Source organism: Escherichia sp. WS1368, from assembly GCF_046487485.1.
Lineage (GTDB): Bacteria > Pseudomonadota > Gammaproteobacteria > Enterobacterales > Enterobacteriaceae > Escherichia > Escherichia coli.
Genome location: NZ_JBJQJI010000004.1, coordinates 1 through 19,568 on the forward strand (window position 1 = coordinate 1; position 19,568 = coordinate 19,568).

Consider the following 19,568-nt stretch of genomic DNA (forward strand, 5'->3'; position numbering starts at 1 on the left):
AAAAACTATGTGATATTTACAGTTCCATCGGGTGTGCGCTAAGCTCTTTTCGTTCCCCATTGGGACCCCCTTTTGATTTCTTGTTTGACACTTGCAGTTGCCAGACCGCAAGGTGTTTTAACAAATCAAAAGGGGTTTTAATAACTGGCTTAAAGCTGAAAGCTTTCCGGAACCCCCAGCCTAGCTGGGGGTTTTCTGTGCACAAAAACAACGGGCGTATAACACGCCCGTTTCAATATTTAACACATGTAGAGATTACATGTTCTTGATGATCGCATCACCAAACTCTGAACATTTCAGCAGTTTAGCGCCATCCATCAGACGCTCGAAGTCATAGGTTACAGTCTTGGCGTTGATTGCGCCTTCCATACCTTTAACAATCAGGTCTGCGGCTTCAGTCCAGCCCATATGGCGCAGCATCATCTCAGCGGAGAGAATAATAGAGCCTGGGTTTACTTTGTCCTGACCGGCATATTTCGGCGCAGTACCGTGGGTGGCTTCAAACAGGGCGCATTCGTCACCGATGTTTGCGCCTGGGGCGATACCGATACCGCCGACCTGTGCAGCCAGAGCGTCAGAAATGTAGTCACCGTTCAGGTTCATACAGGCGATAACATCATATTCAGCCGGACGCAGCAGGATCTGTTGCAGGAATGCGTCAGCAATCACGTCTTTAATGACGATCTCTTTGCCGGTATTCGGGTTTTTAACTTTCATCCACGGGCCGCCGTCGATCAGTTCACCGCCAAACTCTTCACGCGCCAGCTGGTAGCCCCAGTCTTTAAACGCGCCTTCGGTGAACTTCATGATGTTGCCTTTGTGCACCAGGGTCACAGAGTCACGATCGTTAGCAATTGCGTATTCGATCGCTGCACGAACCAGACGTTTGGTGCCTTCTTCCGAACACGGCTTAATACCGATACCGCAATGTTCCGGGAAGCGAATTTTCTTCACGCCCATCTCTTCACGCAGGAATTTAATCACTTTCTCGGCGTCGGCAGAGTCAGCTTTCCATTCGATACCCGCATAAATGTCTTCCGAGTTTTCACGGAAGATAACCATATCGGTCAGTTCAGGATGTTTAACCGGGCTTGGGGTGCCCTGATAGTAACGTACCGGACGCAGGCAGATGTAGAGATCCAGTTCCTGGCGCAGGGCAACGTTCAGAGAACGAATACCGCCACCAACCGGAGTGGTCAGAGGGCCTTTAATGGCAACGCGATATTCACGAATCAGATCAAGGGTTTCAGCAGGCAGCCAGACATCCTGACCATAAACCTGTGTGGATTTTTCACCGGTGTAAATTTCCATCCAGGAGATTTTACGCTCGCCTTTATAGGCTTTCTCGACTGCAGCGTCGACCACTTTCAGCATGGCTGGGGTTACATCTACACCGATTCCATCACCTTCAATGTAAGGGATAATCGGATTTTCAGGAACGTTGAGTTTGCCGTTTTGCAGGGTGATCTTCTTGCCTTGTGCCGGAACAACTACTTTACTTTCCATTCACCTCTCCTTCGAGCGCTACTGGTTTGCTCGTCTGCCACCACGTTGCATATGCGTTTGCGTCCTGCGATACGGATGCATTAGAGCAATTTTTTGTTAATGATTTGTAATTGGCTTGTCAATACTACCCTATTGTTTGCCGTCATGAAAGATGCGCGTTATTAGGCTATAATGCGGCAATTCATAATCTCTGAAAATACCATGCAAAAAACTTCTTTTAGACCAAAGACAGTATTTTTCAGACCTTCAAATAAGGCATTAAATATCAATAAGTTACACCAGTTTTTAAGCAATAAAAAAAACCACCAGAGATAACTAACAGGATGCTATTTGGTCAAAATTTGACATTACTCGACTCAGCGACTATCTCACTTTGAGCACTATTGGGAAAATTATCAAAAGTCATGGTTGAAGCGACAAGCAACGAGTAAATTATGGCATCCCCCCTTTTTGAGGTTCACATGAAACGCTTTGCACTGATAGCTGTGAAACTCGTTGCCTTTACTGGTTCTGCATCTGCTGCAACCGAAGAAATCAACTTCAAGTAACAGAAACACTATATAACAATGGAGTGTTGACAAATGGATACTACCGAAGAACGCAATGGAACATATTTCTACAGAGGACACCCGAACCTGTCCAAAATAGAACTACTCAACGTCATATTCCTTGAAGAATTCTGTAAGGAATTGGGGATTGATTCGGTATCAGGTGCAGCAATCTTATCTGGTCAACCGTGGCTGGGTACAAGAGCGAAGCCGCAAGGGGCAACCCTGGGAACAAGTGTTGTCTCAAAGTATGCGCGTATACTGATGAGAGATGCACGCATGCCTTTTGGTATTTCTGTTCATACACCAGTGGGTGTAAGGATGCAGAAATCTAATAAGCTTGCTGCAATTATCGCTCGTTGGGTCCCGTGGATTGGTTGGGCTTCACTGTCGATGAGTCTTTACAGGGTTTCGACTCGTACCCAGGAAAAATACAATCTGATTGCCAAACCTCAAGACCGTATTAAGTGGACTTCCTTCTAATGGCGACAACAATCACAGACGAAGTTTTAGCACTGTTCCGTGATGAGATTCCAGGTTATCAGGATGACCACGGGAAGGAAATTCCGTTAGAACTGGACTCTGATTTGTTCGACTATCCACGAGATGATTTAGAGGACGCTATACGGAAATACAAAGAGAGGTTTGGGATTAACCTGGATAATCTGGACTGGTCTTTGTACCTTCCATGGGAGTCTGCACCATTGCTTCAACGATGGTTCAAGCTCAAGCGGGAAGAGGTAGAAACAACACGTTTACCGTTAACTGTACGGATGTTTGCAGAATCAGCAGAAGCGGGAAAATGGCTGTATCAGTAGAATAAAAAAGAAGGCTGCGATGCCCCTCTTATTACTGCTGATGATGGTAGTGGTAAAGCATCATCCTGAACTTGAACAGTGAAGTGCTGTCACCCATCAGTAATACAGAAACACTATTTTTCATACCAGTATTTATTCAATTCATCAATGTAAAATGTGTTCATTGGGCCATATTTATCACCATGCAGCCACACAACCGCTGCTCACTAACCCAGGTATTGATGAAACCGCGCTGAAGAGCCTGAACCCTGAACCTCTAACGAGTACCTTAAAAGTCCAATGCAATCCGACACTGTGCTACCCTCTGCGTATAGCTCTATTTGGAATTTACCATGAAATACTTTAGCGATTCTAAATCTTCTTTTAGAAAAAAACAGGTTAGTCGACTAAACTCGCAACACTCCACTAAGCGTAAACCTGAAAACCAGCCCACGCGCGTGATCCTGTTCAATAAACCCTACGATGTTCTTCCGCAGTTCACCGATGAAGCCGGACGCAAAACATTAAAAGAATTCATCCCGGTTCAGGGCGTTTATGCAGCAGGTCGTCTTGACCGCGATAGCGAAGGGTTACTGGTGCTGACCAATAACGGCGCGTTGCAGGCGCGTTTAACCCAGCCGGGTAAACGCACCGGAAAAATCTATTATGTGCAGGTGGAAGGTATTCCCACACAAGACGCACTTGAAGCCTTGCGCAATGGCGTAACCTTAAATGATGGCCCTACCCTGCCCGCAGGCGTAGAGCTGGTTGACGAACCCGCGTGGTTATGGCCGCGGAATCCACCAATTCGTGAACGCAAAAGTATTCCCACCAGCTGGCTGAAGATCACCTTATATGAAGGACGTAATCGCCAGGTGCGCCGCATGACCGCCCATGTTGGTTTCCCCACGCTGCGACTGATTCGCTATGCGATGGGTGATTACTCTTTGGATAATCTTGCCAACGGCGAATGGCGAGAAGCGACAGATTAAGGACGCAAAATGTTTAAACCGCACGTTACCGTTGCTTGCGTGGTGCACGCAGAAGGCAAATTTTTAGTCGTTGAAGAGACGATTAATGGTAAAGCGTTATGGAACCAACCTGCCGGGCATCTGGAAGCCAATGAAACCTTAGTGGAAGCCGCCGCCCGTGAGCTGTGGGAAGAAACCGGCATCAGCGCGCAGCCGCAACACTTTATTCGTATGCATCAGTGGATTGCGCCAGATAAAACGCCGTTTTTGCGTTTCCTGTTTGCTATTGAGCTTGAGCAAATATGCCCGACCCAGCCTCATGACAGCGATATCGACTGCTGCCGTTGGGTTAGCGCCGAAGAAATTTTACAGGCGTCAAATCTGCGTTCGCCGCTGGTGGCGGAAAGTATTCGTTGTTATCAAAGCAGGCAACGCTATCCGCTAGAGATGATTGGCGATTTTAACTGGCCTTTTACAAAGGGTGTCATCTAAAAGGCTGCGTGATAGAATACGCCGCCTTGAAGTTCAATGTCGTGAGTGATCCAATGTCTGAAACCGCAAAAAAAGTAATCGTCGGCATGTCCGGCGGTGTCGATTCCTCCGTTTCTGCCTGGCTGTTGCAACAACAGGGATATCAGGTCGAAGGCCTGTTTATGAAGAACTGGGAAGAAGACGACGGTGAGGAATATTGCACAGCGGCAGCGGATCTGGCTGATGCCCAGGCTGTCTGCGACAAGCTCGGCATTGAACTGCACACCGTTAACTTTGCTGCCGAGTACTGGGACAACGTCTTCGAACTGTTCCTTGCCGAATATAAAGCCGGTCGCACGCCGAATCCGGATATTCTGTGCAACAAAGAGATCAAATTTAAAGCCTTCCTCGAATTTGCCGCTGAAGATTTAGGTGCCGATTATATCGCTACCGGTCATTACGTACGTCGGGCAGATGTCGATGGCAAGAGCCGCCTGCTGCGTGGTCTGGACAGCAATAAAGACCAGAGCTACTTCCTTTATACGCTCAGCCATGAGCAGATTGCGCAAAGCCTGTTCCCGGTCGGCGAACTGGAAAAACCGCAGGTGCGTAAGATTGCTGAAGATCTCGGTCTGGTCACCGCGAAGAAAAAAGACTCTACCGGCATTTGCTTCATTGGCGAGCGTAAATTCCGCGAGTTCCTGGGCCGTTATCTCCCGGCGCAACCGGGCAAAATCATTACCGTCGATGGCGATGAAATTGGTGAGCACCAGGGGCTGATGTATCACACCCTCGGTCAGCGTAAAGGTCTGGGTATCGGTGGCACCAAAGACGGCACCGAAGAACCGTGGTATGTGGTCGATAAAGACGTCGAAAACAACATTCTGATTGTTGCGCAGGGCCATGAACACCCGCGTCTGATGTCTGTCGGTCTGATTGCCCAGCAGCTGCACTGGGTCGATCGCGAGCCGTTCACCGGTACTATGCGTTGCACAGTAAAAACCCGCTATCGCCAGACCGACATCCCGTGCACCGTCAAGGCGCTGGACGATGATCGCATTGAAGTGATTTTCGATGAGCCGGTTGCCGCCGTGACGCCGGGCCAGTCTGCCGTTTTCTATAACGGTGAAGTGTGCCTCGGTGGCGGTATTATTGAGCAGCGTCTGCCGCTGCCGGTCTGATTATTATCTTTACTTAAAACAAGGAAGCAGTGAACGTGGCAAAGAATTACTATGACATCACCCTCGCCCTAGCCGGTATTTGTCAGTCGGCACGCCTGGTGCAACAACTCGCTCACCAGGGGCATTGTGATGCCGATGCGCTACACGTCTCACTCAACAGTATTATTGATATGAACCCCAGCTCGACGCTGGCGGTTTTTGGCGGCAGCGAAGCCAACCTGCGCGTCGGGCTGGAAACCTTGCTCGGCGTGCTCAATGCCAGCAGTCGCCAGGGCTTAAACGCTGAGTTAACCCGCTACACACTCAGCCTGATGGTGCTTGAGCGCAAACTCTCCTCAGCGAAAGGTGCGCTCGACACTCTGGGCAACCGGATCAACGGCCTGCAACGCCAGCTCGAACACTTCGATTTACAGTCCGAAACGCTGATGAGCGCGATGGCTGCTATCTATGTTGATGTGATTAGCCCGCTTGGCCCGCGCATTCAGGTAACCGGTTCCCCTGCTGTACTGCAAAGCCCACAAGTGCAGGCGAAAGTTCGCGCAACCCTGCTGGCAGGCATTCGCGCCGCCGTGCTCTGGCACCAGGTTGGCGGCGGACGTCTGCAACTGATGTTTTCTCGTAATCGCCTGACCACTCAGGCAAAACAAATTCTTGCTCATTTAACCCCGGAGTTGTGATCTATGGAATTATCCTCACTGACCGCCGTTTCCCCTGTCGATGGACGCTACGGCGATAAAGTCAGCGCGCTGCGCGGGATTTTCAGCGAATATGGTTTGCTGAAATTCCGTGTACAAGTTGAAGTACGTTGGCTGCAAAAACTGGCCGCGCACGCAGCGATCAAGGAAGTTCCTGCTTTTGCTGCCGACGCAATCGGTTACCTTGATGCAATTGTCGCCAGTTTCAGCGAAGAAGATGCCGCACGCATCAAAACCATCGAGCGTACCACTAACCACGACGTTAAAGCGGTTGAGTATTTCCTGAAAGAAAAAGTGGCGGAGATCCCGGAACTGCACGCGGTTTCTGAATTCATCCACTTTGCCTGTACTTCGGAAGATATCAATAACCTCTCCCACGCATTAATGCTGAAAACCGCGCGTGATGAAGTGATCCTGCCGTACTGGCGTCAACTGATTGACGGCATTAAAGATCTCGCCGTTCAGTATCGTGATATCCCGCTGCTGTCTCGTACCCACGGTCAGCCAGCCACGCCGTCAACCATCGGTAAAGAGATGGCAAACGTCGCCTACCGTATGGAGCGCCAGTACCGCCAGCTTAATCAGGTGGAAATTCTCGGCAAAATCAACGGCGCGGTCGGTAACTATAACGCCCACATCGCCGCTTACCCGGAAGTTGACTGGCATCAGTTCAGCGAAGAGTTCGTCACCTCGCTGGGTATTCAGTGGAACCCGTACACTACCCAGATCGAACCGCACGACTACATCGCCGAGCTGTTTGATTGCGTTGCGCGCTTCAACACCATTCTGATCGACTTTGATCGTGACGTCTGGGGTTATATCGCCCTTAACCACTTCAAACAGAAAACTATTGCTGGTGAGATTGGTTCTTCCACCATGCCGCATAAAGTTAACCCGATCGACTTCGAAAACTCCGAAGGGAACCTGGGCCTTTCCAACGCGGTGTTGCAGCACCTGGCAAGCAAACTGCCAGTTTCCCGCTGGCAGCGTGACCTGACCGACTCCACCGTGCTGCGTAACCTCGGCGTGGGTATCGGTTATGCGCTGATTGCGTATCAATCCACCTTGAAAGGCGTGAGCAAACTGGAAGTGAACCGTGACCATCTGCTGGATGAACTGGATCACAACTGGGAAGTGCTGGCTGAGCCAATTCAGACAGTTATGCGTCGCTATGGCATCGAAAAACCGTACGAGAAGCTGAAAGAGCTGACTCGCGGTAAGCGCGTTGACGCCGAAGGCATGAAGCAGTTTATCGACGGTCTGGCGTTGCCAGAAGAAGAGAAAGCCCGCCTGAAAGCAATGACGCCGGCTAACTACATTGGTCGCGCCATCACCATGGTTGATGAGCTGAAATAAGCCTCAAAACAGTGCCGGATGGCGATGCTGTCCGGCCTGCTTATTAAGATTATCCACTTTTTCTTTTTTCACTTTACCTCCCCTCCCCGCTGGTTTATTTAATGTTTACCCCCATAACCACATAATCGCGTTACACTATTTTAATAATTAAGACAGGGAGAAATAAAAATGCGCGTACTGGTTGTTGAAGACAATGCGTTGTTACGTCACCACCTTAAAGTTCAGATTCAGGATGCTGGTCATCAGGTCGATGACGCAGAAGATGCCAAAGAAGCCGATTATTATCTCAATGAACATTTACCGGATATTGCGATTGTCGATCTGGGATTGCCAGACGAGGACGGTCTGTCACTGATTCGCCGCTGGCGTAGCAATGATGTTTCACTGCCGATTCTGGTATTAACCGCCCGTGAAAGCTGGCAGGACAAAGTCGAAGTATTAAGTGCTGGCGCTGATGATTACGTGACTAAACCATTTCATATTGAAGAGGTGATGGCGCGAATGCAGGCATTAATGCGGCGTAATAGCGGTCTGGCTTCACAGGTCATTTCGCTACCCCCGTTTCAGGTTGATCTCTCTCGCCGTGAATTATCTATTAATGACGAAGTGATCAAACTGACCGCGTTCGAATACACCATTATGGAAACGTTGATACGCAATAATGGCAAAGTGGTCAGCAAAGATTCGTTAATGCTACAACTCTACCCGGATGCGGAGCTGCGGGAAAGTCATACCATAGATGTACTGATGGGACGTCTGCGCAAAAAAATACAGGCACAATATCCGCAAGAAGTGATTACCACCGTTCGCGGCCAGGGCTATCTGTTCGAATTGCGCTGATGAAAAAATTACTGCGTCTTTTTTTCCCGCTCTCGCTGCGGGTACGTTTTCTGTTAGCAACGGCAGCAGTAGTATTGGTGCTTTCGCTTGCCTACGGAATGGTTGCGCTGATCGGTTATAGCGTCAGTTTCGATAAAACCACGTTTCGGCTGTTACGTGGCGAGAGCAATCTGTTCTATACCCTTGCGAAGTGGGAAAACAATAAGTTGCATGTCGAGTTACCCGAAAATATCGACAAGCAAAGCCCCACCATGACGCTAATTTATGATGAGAACGGGCAGCTTTTATGGGCGCAACGTGACGTGCCCTGGCTGATGAAGATGATCCAGCCTGACTGGCTGAAATCGAATGGTTTTCATGAAATTGAAGCGGATGTTAACGATACCAGCCTCTTGCTGAGTGGAGATCATTCGATACAGCAACAGTTGCAGGAAGTGCGGGAAGATGATGACGACGCGGAGATGACCCACTCGGTGGCGGTAAACGTCTACCCGGCAACATCGCGGATGCCAAAGTTGACCATTGTGGTGGTGGATACCATTCCGGTGGAGCTAAAAAGTTCCTATATGGTCTGGAGCTGGTTTATCTATGTGCTCTCAGCCAATCTGCTGTTAGTGATCCCGCTGCTGTGGGTCGCCGCCTGGTGGAGTTTACGCCCCATCGAAGCCCTGGCAAAAGAAGTCCGCGAACTGGAAGAACATAACCGCGAATTGCTCAATCCAGCCACAACGCGAGAACTGACCAGTCTGGTACGAAACCTGAACCGATTGTTAAAAAGTGAACGCGAACGTTACGACAAATATCGTACGACGCTCACCGACCTGACCCATAGTCTGAAAACGCCACTGGCGGTGCTGCAAAGTACGCTGCGTTCTCTGCGTAGTGAGAAGATGAGCGTCAGTGATGCTGAACCGGTAATGCTGGAGCAAATCAGCCGCATTTCACAGCAAATTGGCTACTACCTGCATCGTGCCAGTATGCGCGGTGGGACATTGCTCAGCCGCGAGCTGCATCCGGTCGCCCCACTGCTGGACAATCTCACCTCGGCGCTGAACAAAGTGTATCAACGCAAAGGGGTCAATATCTCTCTCGATATTTCGCCAGAGATCAGCTTTGTCGGTGAGCAGAACGATTTTGTCGAGGTGATGGGCAACGTGCTGGATAATGCCTGTAAATATTGCCTCGAGTTTGTCGAAATATCTGCAAGGCAAACAGACGAGCATCTCTATATTGTGGTCGAGGATGATGGCCCCGGTATTCCATTAAGCAAGCGAGAGGTCATTTTCGACCGTGGTCAACGGGTTGATACTTTACGCCCTGGGCAAGGTGTAGGGCTGGCGGTAGCCCGCGAAATCACCGAGCAATATGAGGGTAAAATCGTCGCCGGAGAGAGCATGCTGGGCGGTGCGCGGATGGAGGTGATTTTTGGTCGCCAGCATTCTGCGCCGAAAGATGAATAAATATGTCCATACTTCACGCATTACGTTAAGCATCCGTTATAATCGGTTGCAGATACCAGCCTGTGGATGCTTAACATGGAATACCAACTCACTCTTAACTGGCCCGATTTTCTTGAACGTCACTGGCAGAAACGTCCGGTGGTGTTAAAACGCGGCTTTAATAATTTTATTGACCCGATCTCTCCAGACGAGTTGGCGGGTTTGGCGATGGAAAGCGAAGTCGACAGTCGACTGGTCAGTCACCAGGATGGCAAATGGCAGGTCAGCCACGGCCCGTTCGAAAGCTACGATCATCTCGGTGAAACTAACTGGTCATTGTTAGTGCAGGCAGTGAACCACTGGCATGAGCCGACCGCCGCGCTGATGCGACCGTTCCGTGAACTACCGGACTGGCGTATTGATGATCTGATGATCTCTTTTTCTGTACCTGGCGGCGGCGTCGGCCCGCATCTCGATCAGTACGACGTGTTTATCATTCAGGGTACCGGACGTCGTCGCTGGCGAGTGGGCGAAAAGCTGCAAATGAAACAGCACTGCCCACATCCGGATCTGTTACAGGTCGATCCGTTCGAAGCCATCATCGATGAAGAGCTGGAGCCTGGCGATATCCTTTATATTCCGCCAGGATTCCCGCATGAAGGCTACGCGCTGGAAAATGCGATGAACTATTCCGTGGGTTTTCGCGCGCCAAATACGCGGGAATTAATTAGCGGATTTGCCGATTATGTGCTGCAACGTGAACTGGGCGGCAACTACTACAGCGATCCGGATGTTCCACCTCGCGCTCATCCTGCGGACGTTCTGCCGCAAGAGATGGATAAACTGCGTGAGATGATGCTCGAATTGATCAACCAGCCGGAACACTTTAAGCAATGGTTTGGCGAGTTTATATCCCAGTCACGTCATGAACTGGATATCGCGCCGCCAGAGCCGCCTTATCAGCCGGATGAAATCTACGATGCGCTAAAACAAGGTGATGTGCTGGTGCGCCTGGGTGGTCTGCGCGTATTGCGCATTGGCGACGACGTGTATGCCAATGGTGAGAAGATCGATTCCCCGCACCGTCCGGCACTGGATGCGCTCGCCAGCAACATTGCGCTGACCGCGGAGAATTTTGGTGATGCACTGGAAGATCCGTCATTCCTCGCGATGCTCGCAGCGCTGGTCAATAGCGGGTATTGGTTCTTCGAAGGGTAAGTTTGAAGTTAAGCTGGATGCGGCATCACATGCCGCATCCCTTTTCGCTTACTTCCGTTGCGCCGTCAACTCGGCAATACGGACGATCACCTGCACCGCTTTTTCCATACCTTCCAGAGTCACAAACTCATGCTTACCATGATAGTTGTAACCGCCAGTGAACAGGTTCGGGCACGGTAATCCCATAAACGACAACTGCGCGCCGTCGGTACCGCCGCGGATCGGTTTCAGTTCCGGTTCAATATCGCAGTCACGCATCGCCTGCTGGGCGATATCGAGAATATGCGGATGCTCAACCACTTTCTCGCGCATATTGTAGTAACTGTCTTCAATCACCAATTCAATGTAGCAATCAGGATGTAACCCTTTGCCCACTTTTTTGGCGATCTCCATCATTTTACGTTTACGCGCTTCAAACTGTTTACGGTCGAAATCACGGATGATGTAGTGCATATCGGCCCGTTCAACGGTGCCTTTCATGCTCGCCAGGTGATAGAAACCTTCATAGCCTTCTGTCATTTCCGGGCTTTCATCCGCCGGAACTTCCGCATGAATACGTGCCGCCAGCGACAGCGCATTCACCATTACACCTTTCGCTGTGCCTGGGTGAACGTTATTGCCTACAATTTTGATATTGACCGACGCGGCGTTGAAGTTTTCAAACTCCAGTTCGCCTACGCCACCACCATCAACGGTGTAAGCCCAGCGGGCATCGAAGGCGTCAACATCAAAATGTTTCGCCCCTTTGCCCACTTCTTCATCCGGGGTAAAGGCGACGCGAATATCACCATGCGGAATGTTTTTCTGTTGCAATACCGCCAGCGCGGTCATGATTTCTGCAATACCTGCTTTGTCATCGGCACCTAACAAGGTTTTACCATCGGTGGTAATCAGCGTCTGACCCAGTAGCTGATGCAGCACCGGGAACATAACCGGTGATAAAACTTCATCGCCGATACCCAGCGCAATATCGCCACCGCGATAGTTTTCAACAATTTGCGGATTCACATTTTTGCCGCTGCAATCCGGTGAGGTATCCACATGAGAAATAAAGCCAATCGCCGGGATATCGCCAGGGACGTTAGCCGGTAACGTCGCCATCAAAGTGCCCTTCTCACTTAAGGTCACATTGATAAGCCCCATCTCTTCGAGCTGCTCTTTCAGCAGATGCAATAACTTCCATTGGCCTTCCGTGCTGGGAACCTGTCTCACCCCTGCTTTTGATTGGGTATCCAGAGACACGTAGTTCAAAAATCGCTCAAGTAGTTTATCCATGTAGTCACCCTCACTTTTTGTGACAACATTATTAAGAAGCAAGAAAAGACAAATATTGCGTCAGGTCACTTTTACCCCTGCAAGCGGGAATATTTATCAGCATTACCTTAATGAATATAAAGCTAAGCCAGTAATTCACAACAAAGATTGGCGATTCAAGCGGTTTGCCGTAGAATTACCGCCCTCATTAAGAGTCACCAAGGTGGTTAACCACAAACCCCGCATCGGTAAGCCATCCGTTGCGTTTACATGGGACAGAGTAAAAAATTGAATAAACAACCGAGTTCGCTTTCACCGCTGGTGCAATTGGCGGGAATTCGCAAATGCTTTGATGGTAAAGAGGTCATTCCCCAGCTGGATCTGACTATCAACAATGGCGAGTTCCTCACGCTGCTTGGCCCTTCTGGCTGCGGTAAAACAACCGTTCTTCGCCTGATTGCAGGTCTGGAAACTGTTGATTCCGGACGCATCATGCTGGATAACGAGGACATCACCCACGTTCCGGCGGAAAACCGCTATGTGAATACTGTTTTCCAAAGCTACGCACTTTTCCCCCACATGACCGTGTTCGAAAATGTGGCCTTTGGGTTGCGCATGCAAAAAACCCCCGCTGCTGAAATTACGCCCCGCGTGATGGAAGCCCTGCGGATGGTGCAGCTGGAAACCTTCGCTCAACGCAAACCGCATCAGCTCTCTGGTGGTCAACAGCAACGCGTCGCCATTGCCCGCGCGGTGGTTAACAAGCCTCGTCTGTTGTTGCTGGATGAGTCGCTCTCAGCACTGGATTACAAACTGCGCAAGCAAATGCAGAACGAGCTGAAAGCGTTACAGCGTAAGCTTGGCATTACATTCGTCTTCGTGACTCACGACCAGGAAGAAGCACTCACCATGTCGGACAGGATTGTGGTGATGCGCGATGGTCGCATTGAGCAAGACGGCACGCCGCGTGAAATCTATGAAGAGCCGAAAAACCTGTTTGTTGCTGGGTTTATTGGCGAAATCAATATGTTTAACGCCACTGTCATCGAACGTCTCGACGAGCAGCGCGTACGCGCCAACGTTGAAGGCCGCGAATGTAATATCTACGTTAACTTCGCCGTTGAACCGGGGCAAAAACTGCATGTTCTGCTGCGCCCGGAAGACTTACGTGTTGAAGAGATTAACGACGACAACCACGCTGAAGGGCTGATTGGTTACGTTCGCGAGCGTAACTACAAAGGCATGACGCTGGAGTCGGTTGTTGAACTGGAAAATGGCAAGATGGTGATGGTCAGCGAATTCTTCAATGAAGACGATCCTGACTTTGACCACTCTCTCGACCAAAAAATGGCCATTAATTGGGTAGAAAGCTGGGAGGTCGTACTGGCTGATGAAGAACACAAGTAAGTTCCAGAATGTAGTGATTGTCACTATTGTCGGTTGGCTTGTGTTGTTTGTCTTTCTGCCCAACCTGATGATCATTGGCACCAGCTTTTTGACCCGCGACGACGCCAGTTTCGTCAAAATGGTCTTTACGCTGGATAACTACACGCGTCTGCTCGATCCGCTCTATTTTGAAGTGCTATTGCACTCGCTGAATATGGCGCTGATCGCCACCCTCGCCTGCCTGGTGCTGGGCTATCCTTTTGCCTGGTTTCTGGCGAAGCTGCCACACAAGGTGCGTCCGCTGCTGCTGTTTCTGCTGATTGTTCCGTTCTGGACCAACTCATTGATTCGTATCTACGGGCTGAAAATTTTCCTCAGCACCAAAGGCTATCTCAACGAGTTTTTGCTCTGGCTGGGCGTTATTGATACACCAATTCGCATCATGTTCACGCCCAGTGCGGTGATTATCGGTCTGGTTTACATTCTGCTACCGTTTATGGTGATGCCGCTGTACTCCAGTATCGAAAAACTGGATAAGCCGTTGCTTGAGGCGGCGCGCGATCTCGGTGCCAGCAAGTTGCAGACCTTTATCCGCATCATTATCCCACTGACGATGCCGGGAATTATTGCCGGATGTCTGCTGGTGATGCTGCCAGCGATGGGCCTGTTCTATGTGTCCGACCTGATGGGCGGTGCGAAAAACCTGCTGATCGGTAACGTCATCAAGGTTCAGTTCCTCAATATTCGTGACTGGCCGTTTGGTGCAGCCACCAGCATTACGCTGACTATCGTAATGGGCCTGATGTTGCTGGTTTACTGGCGCGCTTCTCGTCTGCTGAACAAAAAGGTGGAACTCGAATGATCGGTCGACTGCTTCGCGGCGGTTTTATGACCGCTATCTACGCGTACCTGTATATCCCAATCATTATTTTGATTGTGAACTCCTTTAACAGCTCGCGCTTTGGCATCAACTGGCAGGGTTTTACCACCAAATGGTATAGCCTGCTGATGAACAACGACAGCCTGTTACAGGCAGCGCAGCATTCACTAACAATGGCGGTGTTTTCGGCGACGTTTGCTACGCTTATCGGTTCACTGACGGCAGTTGCGCTGTACCGTTATCGCTTTCGTGGTAAGCCGTTCGTTAGCGGAATGCTGTTTGTGGTGATGATGTCACCAGATATCGTGATGGCGATTTCGCTGCTGGTGCTGTTTATGCTGCTGGGTATTCAGCTTGGCTTCTGGTCGCTGCTGTTCTCGCATATCACCTTCTGCCTGCCATTTGTGGTGGTGACGGTGTACTCGCGCCTGAAAGGTTTTGACGTGCGAATGCTGGAAGCGGCGAAAGATCTCGGTGCCAGCGAATTTACCATTCTGCGAAAAATCATTCTGCCACTGGCAATGCCAGCGGTGGCGGCGGGCTGGGTGTTAAGCTTTACCCTGTCGATGGACGATGTGGTGGTTTCTTCGTTCGTCACCGGACCAAGTTATGAAATTCTGCCGTTAAAAATTTATTCGATGGTTAAAGTCGGCGTATCGCCGGAAGTTAACGCGCTGGCAACCATATTACTGGTGCTGTCGCTGGTGATGGTAATTGCCAGCCAGCTTATTGCTCGTGATAAAACGAAAGGTAACACAGGGGACGTTAAATGAAAAAATGGTCACGCCACCTGCTCGCGGCGGGTGCTCTGGCACTGGGCATGAGCGCCGCTCACGCCGATGACAACAACACGCTGTATTTCTACAACTGGACCGAGTACGTGCCGCCAGGACTGCTTGAACAGTTCACCAAAGAAACCGGTATTAAGGTTATCTATTCGACTTACGAGTCGAACGAAACCATGTACGCGAAGCTGAAAACGTACAAAGACGGTGCCTATGACCTGGTGGTTCCTTCAACCTATTACGTCGATAAAATGCGTAAAGAAGGGATGATCCAGAAGATCGACAAGTCGAAGTTAAGCAACTTCAGCAACCTCGATCCAGACATGCTCAACAAGCCGTTTGACCCGAATAACGACTACTCCATTCCGTATATCTGGGGGGCGACGGCGATTGGCGTTAACGGTGATGCGGTAGATCCGAAATCCGTTACCAGCTGGGCCGATCTGTGGAAGCCTGAGTACAAAGGCAGCCTGCTGCTGACCGACGATGCCCGTGAAGTGTTCCAGATGGCGCTGCGCAAACTGGGCTACTCCGGTAACACTACCGATCCGAAAGAGATTGAAGCTGCATATAACGAGTTGAAAAAACTGATGCCAAACGTCGCGGCGTTTAACTCCGATAACCCCGCTAACCCGTACATGGAAGGCGAAGTTAACCTCGGCATGATCTGGAACGGTTCTGCTTTCGTTGCACGCCAGGCGGGTACGCCAATTGATGTGGTGTGGCCGAAAGAAGGCGGCATTTTCTGGATGGACAGCTTGGCGATCCCGGCAAATGCCAAAAACAAAGAAGGCGCGCTGAAATTGATCAACTTCCTGCTGCGCCCAGATGTGGCAAAACAGGTTGCAGAAACTATCGGTTATCCAACGCCAAACCTTGCGGCGCGTAAGCTGTTAAGTCCGGAAGTGGCGAACGATAAAACGCTCTACCCGGATGCTGAAACCATTAAAAATGGTGAATGGCAGAATGACGTTGGCGCAGCCAGCAGCATTTATGAAGAGTATTATCAGAAGCTGAAAGCAGGACGTTAATTCAGCAAGCGGGCGGTGGTATTACCGCCCGTTTTTTATTTAGCAAGGATGTGGCTAATGAGTCAGGACAGTAGAGTTTTCTTTCATATATTCCTCGGTATCGGTCTGGTACTAATCCTCATTTCTGTTGTTGTCTTTTATAACCAGTTCACCTATAGCAAAGATGCGATTCATACTGAAGGCGTCATTGTTGATACCGTCTGGCACTCCAGTCATTCTCATCGCACGGGTAAAAATGGTTCGTGGTATCCCGTCGTTGCCTTTCGACCGACGCCTGATTACACGCTAATTTTCAATTCGAGTATTGGCAGCGATTTTTATGAAGACAGCGAAGGCGATAAAGTTAATGTTTATTATTCTCCAGGACATCCTGAAAAGGCTGAGATAAATAACCCGTGGGTTAATTTTTTTAAATGGGGGTTTATCGGCATTATGGGCGTTATTTTTATCTCCGTCGGTTTATTAATCAGTATGCCCTCCTCTAAAAAGACACGCAGGAAACGGAAGTCCCGCCCATGAAAAAAATCATAATATTGCTCAGTTTACTGATACTCCTGCCTCTGACGGCAACCAGTAATCCATTGATTCCAATAATGAAGACTCTTTTTACAGATGTTACAGGTACTGTACCGGATGCTGAAGAGATCGCGCATAAAGCCGAGCTTTTTCGCCAACAAACCGGGATTGCGCCGTTTATCGTGGTTGTACCTGGCGTTAATGAAGCAAGCTTCAGGCAAAATGGCAAAGCGATGCTGGCGCATGCGTCATCTTCATTGAGTGATGTAAAAGGCAGCGTCCTGTTACTTTTTACCACCCGCGAGCCACGGTTAATTATGATAACCAACGGCCAGGTTGAAAGCGGTCTGGACGATAAACATCTCGGCCTTCTGGTAGAAAATCACACTCAGGCTTATTTACATGCGGACCTCTGGTATCAGGGAATCAATAATGCATTGGCTGTTTTACAAGCACAGATATTAAAACAACCGACGCCGCCACTGACATATTATCCGCATCCCGGACAACAGCAGGAGAATGATCCTCCCGGCAGTACCACGATATTAGGTCTTTTTGCCTGGGCAGTTGCATTCATCGTCTTTACTGCATTTTTTTACTACACGACGCGCCTTAATTATGCATTAAAGTTTGCAGTGGCGATGACTATTGCCAATATGGGTTATCAGGCTTTATGTTTGTACATCGATAATAGCTTGGCGATTACCAGAATATCGCCGCTCTGGGCAGGGCTGATTGGTGTCTGTACGTTTATTGCCGCGTTGTTATTGACGAGTAAACGGTAAAAGAGGCAGTAAAGTGTGCGTTTATTATGCCGGATGCGGCGCGAACGCCTTATCTGGCCCACAAAACCCGCAAATTCAATTAATTGCGTCCCCTTGTAGGCCTGATAAGCGTAGCGCATCAGGCAATGCTTCCTGCTTTATAAGCCCTTCAGCAACTTTTCAACAAACTCTGGCACCACCTGGCTTGCCGGGCCGTAATATTTCTCGGCAAATTCATTACCGACCTGGCTTGGTTCAAGATTCAGTTCCACGGTGTGTGCGCCATGCAGTTTCGCTTCGTGAACAAACCCAGCCGCCGGATAAACATGCCCTGATGTACCAATGGCAATGAAAATATCGGCCATTGACAACGCCATATAAATTTCATCCATGCCGAGTGGCATTTCGCCAAACCAAACGACGTGCGGGCGCAAGGGTGCCGGGAACTGGCAACAATGGCATTTATCTTCTGGCGTAACGTCTCCGGTCCAGTCGAGAACCTGACCACTTTGTGAACAACGAACTTTCAGCAGTTCCCCATGCATATGAATAACATTGGTGTTACCGGCACGCTCATGAAGGTTGTCGATATTCTGCGTCACCAGCAAAAAGCGATCGCCGAGGGCATCTTGCAGTTTAGCCAGCGCAAGATGCGCGGCGTTAGGCTGAATTTCTGGCTGCTGTAGCTGTCGACGACGGGCGTTATAAAACGCTTGCACCAGTTCAGGATCGCGATCGAAACCTTCCGGCGTTGCCACATCTTCAACCCGATGTTCTTCCCACAGGCCATCTGCGGCGCGAAAGGTACGAATACCTGATTCCGCAGAAATACCTGCCCCTGTCAGTACGAGTACTCTTGGTTTTTCCATTGCTTCCGGCACCACTTTATCTCTGAAAAAAATACGCTGACGCAAACGCTCGCGCAGACGGCGTTTATTTTTACGAAAACGACTTAACCGATGACCCCGACGCGACAGCATAGCAACCTCTGTTGTTTAATCGGTTAGATGTAGGAAGGCCGCACCACGCATTCCTCCCGCATCACCGTGGCGCGCGCGTTCAATGCGCGGAACACGAGCTACAGGTAAGAGATGACGAGGCAGCCTGTCCGCCAGTTGCGTTGTGATTGCCGGGAAATTCGATAAGCCACCACCAATGACGACCAGGTCAGGGTCAACAATGGTCAGGATATTTCCCAGACAAACCGCTAATAAATCCAGATAACGCTCAACGTGCGCCCTTGCCTGCTCATCACCTTGATCATAAAGCGCAATAATTTCGGGAGCCTGCAACGGTTGATGATAATAGTGTTGATACAGCCACGCAAAACCGCGACCAGACAGATAATTTTCAATGCAGCCATGCTGACCACAGCCGCAGCGGCGTAACGGGAAATCCAGCCCCATCATGGTTAACGCATCAACCGGCAGACGCATATGGCCAAACTCGCCGGTAATATAGCTTTTACCGGTAATTGGTTTACCGTTGAAAATCAGCCCGCCGCCAACGCCGGTGCCGAGAATCAACCCCATCACCAGTGGATATTGAGTAAATTCATCATCCCAGGCTTCTGAAAGGGCAAAACAGTTGGCATCGTTATCAAGGCGGACATCGCGATCAAGACGTGCGCTCAGGTCGGCACGCAGCGGTTTACCGCTAGCAGCGGGGACATTGGCAGCATACAGCGTACCATCTTCTGTTTCCGGCATTCCCGGAATACCGATGCCGACAGAACCTTTACAGCCAAAACGCTTATCGGCTTCAGCCACCAGCTCGCACACTGCATCTAAAAATGCGTCATAGCTGTCACGCGGTGTCGGCACCCGCTTTTCCCACTGCAACTGCCGAACGCTATCAAACACGCCAAGCGCAATTTTCGTTCCACCAATATCAAACCCGTAATACATTGCCGCTCCTTGTTTTAATGTAC

At 49.9% G+C, this 19,568-nt stretch carries 20 protein-coding genes; 16 read left to right on the forward strand and 4 right to left on the reverse strand.

Annotated elements, in window-relative coordinates; translation table 11 throughout:
* Positions 1 to 255: 255 nt before the first annotated feature.
* Positions 256 to 1,506 (reverse strand): NADP-dependent isocitrate dehydrogenase, encoded by a 1,251-nt coding sequence (gene icd, locus ACJHYD_RS11090; RefSeq protein ID WP_001522898.1) that lies wholly within the window; start codon positions 1,504 to 1,506, stop codon positions 256 to 258.
* A 581-nt stretch (positions 1,507 to 2,087) separates the two neighbouring features.
* Between icd and ACJHYD_RS11095 the strand changes: the two genes are divergently transcribed.
* From ACJHYD_RS11095 to roxA, 10 genes are all read left to right on the forward strand, one after another.
* A complete protein-coding gene (locus ACJHYD_RS11095) occupies positions 2,088 to 2,537 on the forward strand; it encodes an STM2901 family protein (protein ID WP_000381622.1) in 450 nt (149 codons plus the stop codon).
* Positions 2,537 to 2,872 carry a DUF1493 family protein gene (locus ACJHYD_RS11100; protein ID WP_000246191.1) on the forward strand — a complete coding sequence of 112 codons (336 nt, stop codon included), beginning with the start codon at positions 2,537 to 2,539 and terminating at the stop codon, positions 2,870 to 2,872. The genes ACJHYD_RS11095 and ACJHYD_RS11100 overlap by 1 nt, the downstream gene beginning before the upstream one ends.
* Before the next feature lie 332 nt (positions 2,873 to 3,204).
* On the forward strand, positions 3,205 to 3,843 hold the full coding sequence (rluE, locus tag ACJHYD_RS11105) for a 23S rRNA pseudouridine(2457) synthase RluE (protein WP_000873387.1): 639 nt from the start codon (positions 3,205 to 3,207) through the stop codon (positions 3,841 to 3,843).
* 9 nt (positions 3,844 to 3,852) lie between these two features.
* A complete protein-coding gene (gene nudJ / locus ACJHYD_RS11110; RefSeq protein WP_000476103.1) occupies positions 3,853 to 4,314 on the forward strand; it encodes a phosphatase NudJ in 462 nt (153 codons plus the stop codon).
* Between the two features lie 53 nt (positions 4,315 to 4,367).
* Complete coding sequence (mnmA, locus tag ACJHYD_RS11115; RefSeq protein ID WP_001295972.1) at positions 4,368 to 5,474, forward strand: tRNA 2-thiouridine(34) synthase MnmA; 1,107 nt, start codon at positions 4,368 to 4,370, stop codon at positions 5,472 to 5,474.
* 35 nt (positions 5,475 to 5,509) lie between these two features.
* Entirely contained in the window at positions 5,510 to 6,151 is a 642-nt protein-coding gene (gene hflD / locus ACJHYD_RS11120) for a high frequency lysogenization protein HflD (RefSeq protein WP_001297479.1), read from the forward strand.
* A 3-nt stretch (positions 6,152 to 6,154) separates the two neighbouring features.
* Positions 6,155 to 7,525 (forward strand): adenylosuccinate lyase, encoded by a 1,371-nt coding sequence (purB, locus tag ACJHYD_RS11125; RefSeq protein WP_000423742.1) that lies wholly within the window; start codon positions 6,155 to 6,157, stop codon positions 7,523 to 7,525.
* Positions 7,526 to 7,693: 168 nt separating this feature from the next.
* On the forward strand, positions 7,694 to 8,365 hold the full coding sequence (phoP, locus tag ACJHYD_RS11130; protein ID WP_001265481.1) for a two-component system response regulator PhoP: 672 nt from the start codon (positions 7,694 to 7,696) through the stop codon (positions 8,363 to 8,365).
* Positions 8,365 to 9,825, forward strand: coding sequence for a two-component system sensor histidine kinase PhoQ (phoQ, locus tag ACJHYD_RS11135; protein WP_000735412.1), 1,461 nt, complete (start codon positions 8,365 to 8,367; stop codon positions 9,823 to 9,825). Before phoP ends, phoQ begins: the two co-directional genes overlap by 1 nt.
* A 75-nt stretch (positions 9,826 to 9,900) precedes the next feature.
* A complete protein-coding gene (gene roxA / locus ACJHYD_RS11140; protein WP_001295435.1) occupies positions 9,901 to 11,022 on the forward strand; it encodes a [50S ribosomal protein L16]-arginine 3-hydroxylase in 1,122 nt (373 codons plus the stop codon).
* A gap of 48 nt (positions 11,023 to 11,070) precedes the next feature.
* On the opposite strand, the gene pepT is transcribed toward roxA, so the two are convergent.
* Entirely contained in the window at positions 11,071 to 12,297 is a 1,227-nt protein-coding gene (gene pepT / locus ACJHYD_RS11145; protein ID WP_000359446.1) for a peptidase T, read from the reverse strand.
* A gap of 249 nt (positions 12,298 to 12,546) precedes the next feature.
* Here pepT and potA point away from each other — a divergent pair, with 249 nt between their 5' ends.
* The 6 genes from potA to ACJHYD_RS11175 are packed head-to-tail and all read left to right on the forward strand — an operon-like array spanning position 12,547 to position 17,659.
* Complete coding sequence (gene potA / locus ACJHYD_RS11150) at positions 12,547 to 13,683, forward strand: spermidine/putrescine ABC transporter ATP-binding protein PotA (protein ID WP_000531594.1); 1,137 nt, start codon at positions 12,547 to 12,549, stop codon at positions 13,681 to 13,683.
* The gene (gene potB, locus ACJHYD_RS11155) at positions 13,667 to 14,524 is read left to right on the forward strand and encodes a spermidine/putrescine ABC transporter permease PotB (RefSeq protein WP_000799401.1); all 858 of its coding nucleotides are present in this window, start codon (positions 13,667 to 13,669) and stop codon (positions 14,522 to 14,524) included. The genes potA and potB overlap by 17 nt, the downstream gene beginning before the upstream one ends.
* On the forward strand, positions 14,521 to 15,315 hold the full coding sequence (gene potC / locus ACJHYD_RS11160; protein WP_000580316.1) for a spermidine/putrescine ABC transporter permease PotC: 795 nt from the start codon (positions 14,521 to 14,523) through the stop codon (positions 15,313 to 15,315). Before potB ends, potC begins: the two co-directional genes overlap by 4 nt.
* Positions 15,312 to 16,358, forward strand: a complete 1,047-nt coding sequence (gene potD, locus ACJHYD_RS11165) for a spermidine/putrescine ABC transporter substrate-binding protein PotD (RefSeq protein ID WP_000759309.1) — start codon at positions 15,312 to 15,314, stop codon at positions 16,356 to 16,358. Before potC ends, potD begins: the two co-directional genes overlap by 4 nt.
* A gap of 57 nt (positions 16,359 to 16,415) precedes the next feature.
* Positions 16,416 to 16,877, forward strand: coding sequence for a DUF3592 domain-containing protein (locus ACJHYD_RS11170; protein WP_001550963.1), 462 nt, complete (start codon positions 16,416 to 16,418; stop codon positions 16,875 to 16,877).
* Complete coding sequence (locus ACJHYD_RS11175; protein ID WP_001550962.1) at positions 16,874 to 17,659, forward strand: TPM domain-containing protein; 786 nt, start codon at positions 16,874 to 16,876, stop codon at positions 17,657 to 17,659. Before ACJHYD_RS11170 ends, ACJHYD_RS11175 begins: the two co-directional genes overlap by 4 nt.
* Before the next feature lie 137 nt (positions 17,660 to 17,796).
* On the opposite strand, the gene cobB is transcribed toward ACJHYD_RS11175, so the two are convergent.
* The gene (cobB, locus tag ACJHYD_RS11180; protein WP_000952736.1) at positions 17,797 to 18,618 is read right to left on the reverse strand and encodes a Sir2 family NAD+-dependent deacetylase; all 822 of its coding nucleotides are present in this window, start codon (positions 18,616 to 18,618) and stop codon (positions 17,797 to 17,799) included.
* 15 nt (positions 18,619 to 18,633) lie between these two features.
* On the reverse strand, positions 18,634 to 19,545 hold the full coding sequence (gene nagK, locus ACJHYD_RS11185) for an N-acetylglucosamine kinase (RefSeq protein WP_001550961.1): 912 nt from the start codon (positions 19,543 to 19,545) through the stop codon (positions 18,634 to 18,636).
* Positions 19,546 to 19,568 lie beyond the last annotated feature (23 nt).

What these genes read in the sequence shown, in the direction of transcription:
- ACJHYD_RS11175 (WP_001550962.1), top strand. Translation starts at nt 16,874, where the DNA reads ATGAAAAAAATCATAATATTGCTCAGTTTACTGATACTCCTGCCTCTG.
- nagK (WP_001550961.1), bottom strand. Translation starts at nt 19,545, where the DNA reads ATGTATTACGGGTTTGATATTGGTGGAACGAAAATTGCGCTTGGCGTG.
- potB (WP_000799401.1), top strand. Translation starts at nt 13,667, where the DNA reads ATGAAGAACACAAGTAAGTTCCAGAATGTAGTGATTGTCACTATTGTC.
- ACJHYD_RS11100 (WP_000246191.1), top strand. Translation starts at nt 2,537, where the DNA reads ATGGCGACAACAATCACAGACGAAGTTTTAGCACTGTTCCGTGATGAG.
- phoQ (WP_000735412.1), top strand. Translation starts at nt 8,365, where the DNA reads ATGAAAAAATTACTGCGTCTTTTTTTCCCGCTCTCGCTGCGGGTACGT.
- rluE (WP_000873387.1), top strand. Translation starts at nt 3,205, where the DNA reads ATGAAATACTTTAGCGATTCTAAATCTTCTTTTAGAAAAAAACAGGTT.
- potC (WP_000580316.1), top strand. Translation starts at nt 14,521, where the DNA reads ATGATCGGTCGACTGCTTCGCGGCGGTTTTATGACCGCTATCTACGCG.
- ACJHYD_RS11170 (WP_001550963.1), top strand. Translation starts at nt 16,416, where the DNA reads ATGAGTCAGGACAGTAGAGTTTTCTTTCATATATTCCTCGGTATCGGT.
- phoP (WP_001265481.1), top strand. Translation starts at nt 7,694, where the DNA reads ATGCGCGTACTGGTTGTTGAAGACAATGCGTTGTTACGTCACCACCTT.
- nudJ (WP_000476103.1), top strand. Translation starts at nt 3,853, where the DNA reads ATGTTTAAACCGCACGTTACCGTTGCTTGCGTGGTGCACGCAGAAGGC.
- ACJHYD_RS11095 (WP_000381622.1), top strand. Translation starts at nt 2,088, where the DNA reads ATGGATACTACCGAAGAACGCAATGGAACATATTTCTACAGAGGACAC.
- pepT (WP_000359446.1), bottom strand. Translation starts at nt 12,297, where the DNA reads ATGGATAAACTACTTGAGCGATTTTTGAACTACGTGTCTCTGGATACC.
- cobB (WP_000952736.1), bottom strand. Translation starts at nt 18,618, where the DNA reads ATGCTGTCGCGTCGGGGTCATCGGTTAAGTCGTTTTCGTAAAAATAAA.
- potA (WP_000531594.1), top strand. Translation starts at nt 12,547, where the DNA reads ATGGGACAGAGTAAAAAATTGAATAAACAACCGAGTTCGCTTTCACCG.
- mnmA (WP_001295972.1), top strand. Translation starts at nt 4,368, where the DNA reads ATGTCTGAAACCGCAAAAAAAGTAATCGTCGGCATGTCCGGCGGTGTC.
- potD (WP_000759309.1), top strand. Translation starts at nt 15,312, where the DNA reads ATGAAAAAATGGTCACGCCACCTGCTCGCGGCGGGTGCTCTGGCACTG.
- icd (WP_001522898.1), bottom strand. Translation starts at nt 1,506, where the DNA reads ATGGAAAGTAAAGTAGTTGTTCCGGCACAAGGCAAGAAGATCACCCTG.
- roxA (WP_001295435.1), top strand. Translation starts at nt 9,901, where the DNA reads ATGGAATACCAACTCACTCTTAACTGGCCCGATTTTCTTGAACGTCAC.
- purB (WP_000423742.1), top strand. Translation starts at nt 6,155, where the DNA reads ATGGAATTATCCTCACTGACCGCCGTTTCCCCTGTCGATGGACGCTAC.